The following is an 11,623-nucleotide window of genomic DNA, read 5'->3' on the forward strand; positions in this document are numbered from 1 at the left end:
TTGTTTGCTTATGATAGTATATTTGGCTGGATCAAACTTTGTGGAAGCCACAAAATTAACTTCAAAACGATAACTTCTATCAGCATCTTATCCAAATGTTTTATTTTCTGTCCAAAGCAATAGATTTTGTTGCGATGCCGCTGAGCATCGTGTTCTTTTTACTGCTGTATAGTTTGTTTGTTAAAAATCGCAAAAGAGGAAAATCAGCCGCCATCATTGGTTTTGTTTTGCTTTATCTGATCTCCAATACGTTCCTGGTTAATTCAGCTTTAAATTGGTGGGAACCAAAACCAGTGAATATGAGTGAATTAAACGGGACTTACGATGTGGGTGTTTTACTTTCGGGCGGACTAATGGATGCTAACCATCCTGCGGAAGACCATGCTGTGCTTGGTAAGCGGGGAGACCGTGTTTTGCAAACTTATTTGCTCTACAAAGCAGGCAAGATCAAAAAAATATTGATTACCGGAAGCAGTTCGAGCGAGCTCATGCTGGAAGGAAAAGGGGAAACAAGGCAAGCCGCCGACCTGATGGTGCAATGGGGCGTGCCGGCTGCTGATATTTTATTTGAAGAAAAAGCCCGGAATACGAGAGAAAACGCAATGTTTTCATCCATTATATTGAAAAAGCGATATCCTGCCGGCAAATTTCTTCTGATCACTTCTGCATTCCACATGCGCCGGTCGGCCGGATGTTTTGCGAAGGTGGGCATACACGCTGCCACTTTTCCGGCCGACTTTTATGGTGGGTATTACAGTTTAAGACTGCATGATTTCCTGGTCCCTAGCCCCGACGCGATCGCCAGTTTTAGCATGCTTTGGCATGAATGGATTGGAAACATTGTTTACAAATTGGTGGGCTACACCTGATCTGGCATCTTAATTACACACTCAATATTTTTACCATTCTCAACAAATCTTCATTAATAGGCTTGGGAAGACGAATTGTATCTTCAAACGGCGTGTAAACCAGCTCGTTATTAATAATTCCAGCCATCACATTCTTTTGTCCGCCCATCAAACCTTCCAAAGCGCCAAGTCCTAGACGGCTCGCCAGGATGCGGTCATAAGCAGAAGGAGGGCCGCCGCGCTGCGTGTGACCCAATGTGGTTACACGGATGTCCGCATTCTCGTCAACTTGTCCTTTAATCTTTTCTGCCACTTCCTGCGCACTTCCTTCATCATCACCTTCCGCCACAATAATGATCGAAGACGATTTGGAACGGCTCCAACCTTGTTTCAGCGTTTCCACAACTTCTGAAATCGGCGTTAGCACTTCGGGAACCATTACCAGCTCAGCGCCGCCTGCAATCCCGGATTGTACGGCAATGTAGCCAGAGTCACGGCCCATTACTTCAATAAAAAATATCCGGTCGTGTGAGCTGGCGGTATCACGGATACGATCAATCGCGTCCAGGGCAGTATTTACAGCTGTGTCAAAACCGATCGTATAATCTGTTCCGTAAAGGTCGTTGTCAATGGTTCCGGGTGCGCCTACGGTTGGAATGCCGTATTCGTTGCCAAAAATCATCGCACCGGTGAATGTCCCGTTTCCGCCGATGGCCACCAAACCTTCGATGCCGTTTGCTGTTAAATTATCGTATGCTGTCTTGCGTCCTTCCGGAGTCATAAACTCTTTGCTCCTTGCCGATTTAAGGATCGTGCCTCCTCTTTGTACTATATTGCTAACCGAATGAGACTCCATTTTATAGAGATCACCCGGCGATCATTCCGCTATATCCTCTTCTAATTCCGTAAACTTCGATCCCATGGTAGCAGGCACCGCGGACCACCGCCCTGATGCAGGCGTTCATACCCGGGGCATCTCCTCCTGAGGTAAATACTCCAATTCTTTTCATTTAATTTTGGGTTACTTCTTTCGTTCGCTGTTCAGTTCCTTTAAAACCTTAAAGGCACAATTTCCGCAAATTTATCCGGTATTTTCTTAATTTATACGACCTGATTCTGAATTCTGTTAAAAAAATGCCGGATGAAGATTCAGAATTAACACCCCAAACATATATCAATACTTATATATTTGCGGCGGTTAATAGAAATTTAATATGCGTTAACGAATGAAAAATTTGATTTCATGGCAGCGTTCCTGGCCGCATCTTGTGGCGGTAATCGGCTTTATGATTCTGTCCATTGCGTACGTTTCGCCGGTTTTACAAGGTAAAAAACTGACGGCCCAGGATGATGTACAAGCCAAAGGAGCTGCACGCGAAGTTCTGGACTATAACAAACAAACGGGAATATGGTCTGCCTGGACCAACGGGATGTTCTCCGGAATGCCCGCTTACCTCGTCGCAGCAGACTATCCAACGAGCGTTTCTACAAAACTCGGACAAGCCATTAACCGTATTTTACCAGCGCCAGCCAACTATTTCCTGATCGGAATGGTGAGCGCATACATTCTTTTTCTCGTGCTGGGTGCCGGAAGCTGGCTAGCAGCCATTGGCGGGGTTGCCTTCGCTTTTTCGGCATTTAATGTAATCAATCTGGAAGCAGGGCACGTGTCGCAGGTCATTGCGATCATGTACGCGCCGGGCGTTCTGGCGGGTGTGATCCTTGCTTTCAGGAAAAACTGGCTCGCAGGGGCCGCACTGACCGCTCTTTTTCTCTCCCTCGAACTGTATGCTAACCACGTTCAAATCACCTATTATCTGGGGCTCGGAATCATTATCCTGGTTATTATAGAAAGTGTTTCTTATATCAAAAGAGGATTGGCCAAAGAACTTGCATTGATCCTGGCAGGCCTTGCTTTTGCTGGGGTGGTGGCGGTGGGCACGCATACAACGCGTCTTTGGAATGCATTTGATTATACCAAAGAAACAATCCGGGGTAAATCCGAGCTTACACCGAGGGTTACTGCTCCCGGTGCGGCGGCAACTGCCGATGCAAACGGCTCAGGTCTCGATAAAACTTATGCTTTTACGTACAGTTATGGCTTCGGGGAGTTACTGACTTTGGTAATCCCGAACGCTTACGGCGGCACATCTTTAGGCCCGCTTTCCAACACTTCGGAAAGCTACAAAACGTTGGTAGCCAGGGGTATCGATCCCGCATCCGCATTAAATGTTATCCAACAACTGCCGCTTTACTGGGGTGACCAGCCGATCATGGGTGGCCCGAATTATGTGGGGATTATCGTCTTTTTCCTTTTTGTCCTGGGTTTATTCATTGTTAAAAATCCCATCAAATACTGGGCCGGTGGAGTCGTCCTGCTTTATATAATATGGGCGTTAGGTAAAAGCTTTGCAGGAATCAATTACTTGTTTTTCGACTATTTCCCAATGTTCAACAAGTTCAGGGCAATGACAATGGTCGTTTCTCTGGCACAATTGCTGATGGTGCTCGTAGGCGTGCTGGCTTTGGTTGAGATCATGCAAAAACGTGTGGAATGGAAGGAGTTTCAGAAGTCCTTCCTCATTACATTAGGAATAACCGGCGGTGTGACATTCATGCTGGCGCTCATGCCGGGTGTATTTTTTAGTTTCCAGGCAGCCAGCGATCCGCAATATGTGGAGCAGTATCTGATGCCGCAAATGCAGGATAAGGCTTTTGCCCAGCAATTCATGAATTCGATCGTTCAGGACCGCGCAAGTTTGATGAAAAGCGATGCGATCCGGAGCCTGATTTTTCTGCTGTTGGCAGCCGGACTTGTCTGGTTTGCGAGGAAGGATAAAGTCAAACCCGTTCTATTTTACGGAACATTACTCATACTGGTGATCTTTGACTTGTTTGGGATAGATAAGAGATATCTGAACAATGAGGATTTCGTGAGCAGTTATGCCGCTCAGGGTGTAACCACGCCATCGCCTGCTGATGAGCAGATTCTGCGTGATACGGACCCCAATTACCGCGTTTATGATCTTTCCTCACGCCAGGGACCGTTCAACAGCGCCGACGCTTCCTATTTTCACAAATCGCTTGGCGGTTATCACGGTGCAAAACTGCGCCGCTACCAGGAATTGTTTGAGCGCCAGATCTATACGCAGAAGCCTAATGCGAACATTATGAATATGTTGAATACCAAATATATTTTAATTCCGGATCAGCAAGGCAATAAGGTGGCGCAAGCCAATCCCGACGCTTTTGGCAATGCCTGGTTTGTGAAAAGTTATAAAGTGGTGCCCAATGCCGATGCAGAAATGGCTGCATTGGACTCATTAAAACCAAAAGAAGAAGCTGTTCTTGACCAGAAATTTGCATCCAAGCTTACCGGACTGACATTGCAGCCAGATTCTACAGACAAGATCAGCCTTACAAGTTACAAACCAAATGAGTTAATTTACGAAAGCAATTCAAAAGGCGAAGGGCTGGCTGTGTTCTCGGAAATCTATTACAACGTCCGCAACGAATGGAAGGTGACCATTGATGACAAACCTGCTGATATGCTGCGTGCTAACTATGTTTTGAGAGCATTGCGCGTTCCGGCTGGGAAGCATACGATCAAGTTCAGCTTCGAGCCCGTTTCCGTTGCAGTAGGAAGCAAAATAGACCTGGTCAGCTCGCTTTTACTAGTCGGACTCATCGCGGGGGCCGTATTTGTTGAAGTAAAAAAGAAAAAGAATACAGTATAGCGCATATTCAAAGCCATGACAGATCGTAAATTTCCTATCGGACCATTCGTCCTGAAAGACGACTATGCACCAGCAGAGATCGAAAGCTTTATCCAGATCATTAGGAGCAGCGCATCGGCATACAAAGAGCTGGTAGAAAATCTGGGAGAAGAAGACCTTGCCAAAACGTATCGCGAAGGGAGCTGGAACATCCGTCAGCTTATCCACCATGTGGCAGACATTGCATTGCTGCATTACTTGCGCATGAAAAAAGCAGTAACCGAGCCTGATTATGACGCGCCTACTATGATCGACATGGACGCCTGGGCTGCAACCGGCGATTCGCTCGGAATGCCCATTGCGGATTCCCTGAACATCCTTGCCGGTACCAACCAGCGTTATACGCATTTCGCGACAAGCCTGGATGCGGAGGCATTTGCAAAAGCTTATTTTCATCCGTTTCGAAAAATCTGGCTCAATCAAAAACAGGCGTTGGCCATGTCAGTATGGCATTTACAGCATCATTTAGCGCACATTAAGCTGGCTTTGGGGGAAGATATTTAATTCAAAAAAGCAGTTTTAATTAGCATTTTCATTGAATAGAAATAAAAATTCAGCATCTTTAAAATCTCAACGGGGATGAATTTTAAGGACCTCTGAACACACTATTTGATGGAATACTTCGACGAACTTTCCAGGTTTCTGGAACAGTCGCAGACTGACAGTCTTAAAACTGCGCATTATGCCGATCAATTTGATGGCTTAAAAGTCAAGCTAAGTTTTGGAAAAGGCAATCCGGCAAGGGTTACCTGGATCGCTTTTCTGGCCGAAGGGCAAACGATCAGCAACGGCATTTATCCCTTTTATCTTTATTTCAAAAAGCAGAACTTGCTGGTCCTGAGCTACGGATTGAGCGAAACTATCCCACCTAATACAAACTGGAAGCTGGTTAATCCGGTCAGGATCAGTGACTATTTCAAACGGAACGACCTTGGAAAGCCTGCCCGTTACGGTGTGTCATTGGTTTTCAAAGTTTATGACCCCGCTAATCTCGTGCGAGAGGAGATTGAGGAAGATCTGGCAGAAATTATTAGCATTTATAAGCATTCGGTAAGCGAAAAGCCTCTCTTGTTAAAACAGAAGCTTAATCCCAAGGTCGCTTTTGATTACAAGGCATTTCAAAAAAGCATTGCCGGATGTAATCTGCACATGAACCCCAACTTCACTTTACGCTTCATCACTTCGTTGCTGGCTAAGCCGTTTGTAATACTTACGGGACTTTCCGGTTCAGGAAAAACAAAGCTTGCACAGGCGTTTTCTAAATGGATTTGTGAAAGCGAAGACCAGATTTGCCTGGTGGCCGTTGGTGCGGACTGGACAAATCGTGAACCGCTGCTTGGCTATCCCAATGCGCTGGAAGAGGGAAAATATGTGAAGCCGGACAGCGGCGTGCTCGACCTGATATTGCTGGCTGACAAAAATCAAGCGAAGCCTTATTTCCTCATTCTTGATGAAATGAACCTGAGCCACGTGGAGCGTTATTTCGCTGATTTCCTGAGCGTAATGGAGTCAGGTGGTGATATAAAGCTGCATCCGGAATATGAGAGCAAACAGGACAATATTCCCCCGAAAATCAGGCTTCCCAAGAATCTTTTTATCATAGGCACGGTGAACATCGATGAAACGACTTACATGTTCAGTCCGAAGGTCCTGGACCGTGCCAATGTGATCGAATTTCGGGTGATAAGGGAAGAAATGGCGCATTTTTTGAATCTCGATTGCACATTAAACCTGGATTCGCTTCATGGAGCGGGTTCCATAATGGCGACCAGTTTTGTTGAGCTGGCTTTGAACAGGCAGCTGGAAATAAATAGTAAAGTACTGATAAGCAATACATTACTCAATTTTTTTGAACAGCTTCAAAAGGCGGGTGCCGAGTTCGGCTATCGGAGCGCGGCCGAAATCATGCGTTTCGCAGCCATCGCCAACCACATGGAGCCGGAATGGAAAATAAGTGAGGTCATTGATGCTGCTATCGTGCAGAAGTTACTGCTAAAAGTTCACGGATCAAGGCGAAGGCTGGAACCTGTTTTGAAGACGTTGGGCGCATTATGCGTTACCGATGCGGACAAGGTTGAGGACTATTTAAATTCAAAAAAAGAGCTGGCTGAATTGGGCCAAATACACTATCCCATCACATTGGAAAAGCTTATGAGGATGTACAAAAGCCTAATCGCCAACGGGTTTACGAGCTTTTCGGAAGCCTGATGGAAAACGGACTTTCGCTAAACATTGAATCCGAGGTACATCAGATTGAGCTGAAAATTATCGGTGAAGACAGCAAACTAGAAACGATTTTCAAGATCGATCAGTTGGAGGCATCGGAAAATGGGGAAGCCCGGGTCCAGCTGTTGGAAGGGCATTTCTATGAATATATTGTCTCAGGCGGTTATACCTTGCAAGCTTCCGACATTGTTTTCCCATCTAAAATCAATCCTGGCTCCGGGAGATTGGCTCCTAATGTTTACACAGGAACAGCAACTTTTGAAATACTGACGGCTCCGCAAAGGCAGAAATGTGCGGAATTTAAAGTTGAAATCCGCTCGAAAAAAGCCAGTTACAGGCAGGATTACCGGTTAATGCTGGAAAATATTACCGAACATTGCACCGACCTGTTGCTTGCGCACAATTCGCCGGTGACACACAACTTCACGGTTGATTTCAGTCAGGACGCACGGACATTATATCAGCGCTTTGCATTTATTAAATCGATTCTGCAATGTGATGAATTCGTTAGCGCCGTTCAGAAAATAATTGGCGTCCCGGCGACAAAGTGGTCTGAGAATGGAGCGTTAACAGACATTCGCAGGGTCCGGCGTATTGATGGCAGGATAATCAGGCATATAGCTGGTTCTGGCAATAGGACAGGCATTCCTGCTTCTCATTGGCTACGGAAAAAGTTCGGAAATATTCCGGCACGTGTCCCGCTTTCCTCGAAAATAGAATCATTGGATACGCCCGAAAATCGGTTTGTAAAACACGCTTTAAACGGTTTTGCCGTACTAGTGAATGATTTCAAGGCATGTGCAAAGCATGGCAGCAGACTTTTTGAAGAGGCATCGATCCTCGAAAATGAGCTGGACATGATGCTGACAGATCCTTTTTTTCAGCAGATCGGAAAACCGGTATTGCTGTCGCTGAATAGTACGGTTTTGCAAAGGAAATCCGGGTATAAGGAGATTTTTAGAATCTGGCTGATGTTTGATCTGGCCGCAAAGCTGATCTGGCGCGGCGGAGATGATGTGTATGCCGCCGGCAAGAAAGATGTTGCAGCGCTTTATGAATATTGGCTGTTTTTCCAGCTTTTGGATTTGATACGAGAAGTATTTGATATCGCTCCCGTGAGTCTTGGCAGCCTGTTAAAACCTACATCCGATGGTTTAGGCTTGCAATTAAAGCGGGGCAAGCACGTGGCTGTACAGGGTATTTTTAATGGTCAGTCGAGACGGCTTAATGTTGAGTTTAGCTTCAATCGATCCTTCTCCGGCAAAAATGACTATCCTGATCCCGGCAGCTGGACAACAGGCATGCGTCCGGATTTTACACTTTCGATATGGCCTGTTGGAATCAATCAGGCACAGGCTGAAAGAGAGGAATTGATCGTTCACATTCATTTTGATGCAAAGTATAGGGTCGAGTCGTTCACAGACTATAAGCGGGACGATCTTTTAAAAATGCATTCATACAAAGATGCAATTCGCAGAACAGCAGGCGCTTATGTCTTGTATCCCGGGGAAGGGGAGAAGCCGTTTAAATGGAAAGGATTTAATGAACTGATTCCGGGCCTGGGCGCATTTGCAGTGCGACCATCTAAAACCAATAACGGGATTAATGCGCTTCGCGTTTTTCTAAACGATGTGACGCGGCATTTTTTGAACAGGGCATCGCAACGTGAAAAGGCCGCTTTCCGCAATTATGACATTTATAAATCCAAAAACACTGAGGCCGTTACGGAGCAGTTACCCGAAACATTTGGAGCAAATCGCGGGCTTATTCCCGATGAAACATTTGTGATCATTGGCTTTTATAAAAGTGCCGAACAGCTCGCCTGGATTGAGAAAAACTGGCTTTACAATTTCAGAACGGGCACAGATAGCGGCTCACTTCCGCTCGGGGCGAAACAGGCCAGCGCAAAATATTTGTTATTACACGGCCCAGGAGAAACTGTTTCGGGCAGACTGTGCAAACTGAAAGATGCCGGCCCGAGGATTTTTTTAAAGGAAGATTTGATTAAAAAGCATTATCCGGATCCAAAAGGAGCATTGTATCTGGTCTATCGCATTGATTTACAAGTCGAGCACGAATTTGAACACCAGAAATGGGACATTTCAAAACTGCCCGGCTATAAGCCAAACAGGGCCTCCGGCGTCCCATTCGTTGTAAGTTTGTCGGAATTATCGAAGGCTTTGGCGAAGTGATCGGCTGAGTTTCCGGACATTTGTTTAGTGTGTGATGGTGACTTATATTGAAGCACCGATATCAAATGTTCCGTAACTTCATTTCAATACCAAACCCAATGAAACTCAGATTTTCTACCCTTATTTTTCTGCTGATAACTGCGCTGCAAGTCGTTGCACAAAACAAAAAAGAAACAAAACTCGCCATCGTCTTCGTCGGTAACAGCATCACGCAAGGAAAAGGAGGGACAAATGGATTCCCGCCGCCGACGCATGCCGTTAATTATCTCAAGGAAGAGAAAGGCATTCAGAATGTGTCATTTGTGAATGTCGGCAGGAGCGGTTCTACAACGGTGGACTGGCTTCCGGGCCATGGGAAATACTTTCCATTAGCGACCAAAGCGGCTGATAGTCTGTTCCGGCAAAAAGATCATCAACTTCTTTTTTCGATGAAACTGGGGACAAATGACAGTGCTATGGAAGGGCCGAATGGTGCGCCGGTTTCGAAAGAAGATTACAGGAAAAATTTGCAAACCATTATCAGTGAGCTTCTTGGTAAATATCCGGGCAGCAAAGTCATCATCCATCACCCAATTTGGTATAGCACCAACACTTATAACAGGTCCAAATATCTGGCAGAAGGCCTGGCGAGACTGGAAAGTTATGTCCCTGAAATTGATGGCCTCGTTAAGGAATACAAAACTGCACAGCCTGGAAGGGTTTTTAAGGGAGACACGAAGTCATTTAAGTATTTCAGGAAGCATGCGAAGGAGTTGTTCAAACCCGAAGAAGGACAGGCAGGAACATTCTTTTTGCATCCTAACGAAGAAGGCGTCGCGGTTTTGGGTAAAAACTGGGGAAAGGCGATTTCGAAAATTGATCTTTAAAATCTAGTTTTCTTTCTCAAAGTCAACAAAAACGTTAATCCATATTGCCCTGCCAAGCCTGATAATGATCGGTTGGAGCAGAAAAAGTATGGCCGTAATGGTTACAAAAAACCAGTTCAGGTCCATTTTGAAATAAATCAAAAGCAGCACGGATAAGAGGGCCATAATGAAGATCACAATCGGAAAACTCGTCCACAAAGCGCCAATGTAAAATCCCGGCTCGATCTGGAAATCCTGGTTGCAAACCGGGCACTGGTCGGGCATTTGCATGGCGTTTTTGAAACTGTATGGATTTTTGTTGACGAAAAGATCACCCTTGTGGCAGCGCGGGCATTTGAACCGGACCACGCTATATAATTTTGACATCGTGCGGTTCGAGTTATTTTTTCACCGGCGCGAGACCTTTCATCGCTTTCACACCGATAGCGGGCATTTTTACAACCGGCGCAAGCATTTTAACTTCTTTTTCCGGTTCAATATATTCACGTGCCCCCGATAAATAACGCTCGACGATGAATTCCTCTTCCTTCACAAACTGAATAGAAGCTTCTCCAATCAAATATGAAATATCATACAGTTTTTTGTGAAAAATAGCCGCTTCAAGGTTACCGTTGAAATGATAATCGTTCTCAAAACCCTGGTCGAATTTGAATACAATCGGCGTTCCGGCATTGGCAAGAAGGCTTTCCGGCGTGCCGGTTAATGTGATCGGAATGTAAGTTTTCTTGTCATAAATAAACCCGCCATGGTTGTTCTTGATACGCTCTCGCATTTTCCTCGGCGTATCACCTACAAAAAGCACATCCACAAGCAAAATAAGCGTTGCGGCATTGAATTGTTCTGTGTTTTGGATAAGGGGGAGTGTTGAAATGCGAATCATATCACAAATATCTGTCCATTTTCTGGACACATGAACATAACGCGTCCAGTTTTTGGCGAAAACTGGAGATGTTCAGGAGCATTTCTTCAAATTTCGGTATGATATTTTCGGCAATGTTCAGTAATTGTGCAAATTAGGGCATTTTTGAAATCAAAAACAGACGATCCATGACAGTCAAAACATACAGATTTATTGCATTGCTAGGCGACGGCCGCGAAAGGTTCAGCGACAAAGCCCTGGATGAAGAATGGCCCACAGAACCCATCGTGATAGATGCATTCGGCTTTTCCGACGTTTACCGCTATTCGGGTGTTGTCTTTTTAAACGAAGAATGGTTTACGAAATACAGCAAAAACTGGCACAACGACACCTCCAAGATCGACGCCCTGCTCACGGATCTCATCAAATACACTGCTAAGGACGTTCATTCTGAAAACCTCTCAAAGATCAAAGCCTATCTAGCTTCTCCGCCGGAGACATTGGAAGAGACGATAGATGTTTGGAAGGGATTTTATGATCCGGAATTGAAGGTGATTTGAAGAGGGGCGTTCGGCAATAGACTTTCCAAGTCTTCAAGACTTGGAAAGTCTCACAAAGGCCGACCTGGAAAAAATTGTCTAAATGCAACTGGAAAATCTGGATGCAATGAATGATCTGTTAAAAATAATGAAAGTCCAAAACGAGCTGCTTGAAAAGGCGAATGAGAAGCTTGCGAAGGACGTTGCCATATTCAAAAAGAAGGATTATGACATGGCGGCGATGAAAAGGGCTGCTTTGGGGAAGGCGCTGAATATCCACAAATAGAACACCATTCACAGCTTTAAAAAACAACATT

The 11,623-nt window shown here is 45.3% G+C and carries 10 protein-coding genes and 1 pseudogene; 8 read left to right on the top strand and 3 right to left on the bottom strand.

What is annotated here, in order from left to right; all coding sequences use genetic code 11:
• The first annotated feature begins 95 nt into the window (after positions 1–95).
• On the top strand, positions 96–869 hold the full coding sequence (locus MUK70_RS27320; protein WP_234656912.1) for a YdcF family protein: 774 nt from the start codon (positions 96–98) through the stop codon (positions 867–869).
• 13 nt (positions 870–882) lie between these two features.
• Here the strand turns inward: MUK70_RS27320 and pfkA are convergent.
• A pseudogene (pfkA, locus tag MUK70_RS27325) lies at positions 883–1,858 on the bottom strand (6-phosphofructokinase).
• Between the two features lie 216 nt (positions 1,859–2,074).
• Here pfkA and MUK70_RS27330 point away from each other — a divergent pair.
• From MUK70_RS27330 to MUK70_RS27350, 5 genes are all read left to right on the top strand, one after another.
• On the top strand, positions 2,075–4,585 hold the full coding sequence (locus tag MUK70_RS27330; protein WP_234656913.1) for a glycosyltransferase family protein: 2,511 nt from the start codon (positions 2,075–2,077) through the stop codon (positions 4,583–4,585).
• Between the two features lie 15 nt (positions 4,586–4,600).
• The gene (locus tag MUK70_RS27335) at positions 4,601–5,128 is read left to right on the top strand and encodes a DinB family protein (RefSeq protein WP_234656914.1); all 528 of its coding nucleotides are present in this window, start codon (positions 4,601–4,603) and stop codon (positions 5,126–5,128) included.
• A gap of 108 nt (positions 5,129–5,236) precedes the next feature.
• On the top strand, positions 5,237–6,832 hold the full coding sequence (locus MUK70_RS27340; protein WP_234656915.1) for a DUF8727 domain-containing protein: 1,596 nt from the start codon (positions 5,237–5,239) through the stop codon (positions 6,830–6,832).
• Positions 6,832–9,042, top strand: coding sequence for a DUF2357 domain-containing protein (locus MUK70_RS27345; RefSeq protein WP_234656916.1), 2,211 nt, complete (start codon positions 6,832–6,834; stop codon positions 9,040–9,042). Before MUK70_RS27340 ends, MUK70_RS27345 begins: the two co-directional genes overlap by 1 nt.
• 98 nt (positions 9,043–9,140) lie before the next feature.
• Positions 9,141–9,908 (top strand): GDSL-type esterase/lipase family protein, encoded by a 768-nt coding sequence (locus MUK70_RS27350; protein ID WP_234656918.1) that lies wholly within the window; start codon positions 9,141–9,143, stop codon positions 9,906–9,908.
• 3 nt (positions 9,909–9,911) lie between these two features.
• Here MUK70_RS27350 and MUK70_RS27355 read toward each other — a convergent pair whose 3' ends face one another.
• A complete protein-coding gene (locus MUK70_RS27355; protein WP_234656920.1) occupies positions 9,912–10,274 on the bottom strand; it encodes a DUF983 domain-containing protein in 363 nt (120 codons plus the stop codon).
• A gap of 13 nt (positions 10,275–10,287) precedes the next feature.
• The gene (locus MUK70_RS27360) at positions 10,288–10,788 is read right to left on the bottom strand and encodes a hypothetical protein (protein WP_234656922.1); all 501 of its coding nucleotides are present in this window, start codon (positions 10,786–10,788) and stop codon (positions 10,288–10,290) included.
• Between the two features lie 167 nt (positions 10,789–10,955).
• On the opposite strand from MUK70_RS27360, the gene MUK70_RS27365 reads away from it, so the two are divergent.
• Positions 10,956–11,327: a hypothetical protein gene (locus tag MUK70_RS27365; protein ID WP_234656924.1), complete on the top strand. Its 372-nt coding sequence runs from the start codon at positions 10,956–10,958 to the stop codon at positions 11,325–11,327.
• A gap of 82 nt (positions 11,328–11,409) precedes the next feature.
• Positions 11,410–11,592: a hypothetical protein gene (locus MUK70_RS27370; protein WP_234656925.1), complete on the top strand. Its 183-nt coding sequence runs from the start codon at positions 11,410–11,412 to the stop codon at positions 11,590–11,592.
• Positions 11,593–11,623 lie beyond the last annotated feature (31 nt).

Source organism: Dyadobacter chenwenxiniae (assembly GCF_022869785.1).
In the GTDB taxonomy this organism is placed as follows: domain Bacteria; phylum Bacteroidota; class Bacteroidia; order Cytophagales; family Spirosomataceae; genus Dyadobacter; species Dyadobacter chenwenxiniae.

Coding starts and splice junctions, on each gene's coding strand:
- MUK70_RS27320 (WP_234656912.1), top strand. CDS start 96: ATGTTTTATTTTCTGTCCAAAGCAATAGATTTTGTTGCGATGCCGCTG.
- MUK70_RS27330 (WP_234656913.1), top strand. CDS start 2,075: ATGAAAAATTTGATTTCATGGCAGCGTTCCTGGCCGCATCTTGTGGCG.
- MUK70_RS27335 (WP_234656914.1), top strand. CDS start 4,601: ATGACAGATCGTAAATTTCCTATCGGACCATTCGTCCTGAAAGACGAC.
- MUK70_RS27340 (WP_234656915.1), top strand. CDS start 5,237: ATGGAATACTTCGACGAACTTTCCAGGTTTCTGGAACAGTCGCAGACT.
- MUK70_RS27345 (WP_234656916.1), top strand. CDS start 6,832: ATGGAAAACGGACTTTCGCTAAACATTGAATCCGAGGTACATCAGATT.
- MUK70_RS27350 (WP_234656918.1), top strand. CDS start 9,141: ATGAAACTCAGATTTTCTACCCTTATTTTTCTGCTGATAACTGCGCTG.
- MUK70_RS27355 (WP_234656920.1), bottom strand. CDS start 10,274: ATGTCAAAATTATATAGCGTGGTCCGGTTCAAATGCCCGCGCTGCCAC.
- MUK70_RS27360 (WP_234656922.1), bottom strand. CDS start 10,788: ATGATTCGCATTTCAACACTCCCCCTTATCCAAAACACAGAACAATTC.
- MUK70_RS27365 (WP_234656924.1), top strand. CDS start 10,956: ATGACAGTCAAAACATACAGATTTATTGCATTGCTAGGCGACGGCCGC.
- MUK70_RS27370 (WP_234656925.1), top strand. CDS start 11,410: ATGCAACTGGAAAATCTGGATGCAATGAATGATCTGTTAAAAATAATG.